Below are 362 nucleotides of genomic sequence, written 5' to 3'. Positions count from 1 at the left end.
GTTTAGAGTATCTTAGTGTCCCGTTCGTCTAGAGGCCTAGGACACCGCCCTTTCACGGCGGTAACAGGGGTTCGACTCCCCTACGGGATACCATGGGTCGTTAGCTCAGTTGGTAGAGCAGTGACTTTTAATCAATTGGTCGCAGGTTCGAATCCTGCACGACCCACCATTTCCTTCCACGGGAAAACAAATAATGTGGGCGATTAGCTCAGTTGGGAGAGCACCTGCCTTACAAGCAGGGGGTCACTGGTTCGAACCCGGTATCGCCCACCATCTTTAAGGGTTTTTCCTTAAGAATCTTTAAACATGGTTTTCATTAGAAAATCTGCTCTTTAACAATTTGGAAAGCTGACAAAACAACA

General features: G+C 47.5%; 3 tRNA genes. All 3 read left to right on the top strand.

The window, feature by feature from the left end:
* Window positions 1–17 precede the first annotated feature (17 nt).
* Window positions 18–93: transfer RNA gene (locus tag CIK04_RS30870), tRNA-Glu, on the top strand.
* A gap of 1 nt (window position 94) precedes the next feature.
* Window positions 95–169: transfer RNA gene (locus CIK04_RS30865), tRNA-Lys, on the top strand.
* 28 nt (window positions 170–197) lie between these two features.
* Window positions 198–273 (top strand) — tRNA-Val (locus CIK04_RS30860).
* Window positions 274–362 lie beyond the last annotated feature (89 nt).

Source organism: Vibrio sp. 03_296 (assembly GCF_002265885.1).
The sequence above is the reverse complement of the archived record's forward strand: the minus strand, read 5'-3'. Positions and strand labels throughout refer to the sequence as shown.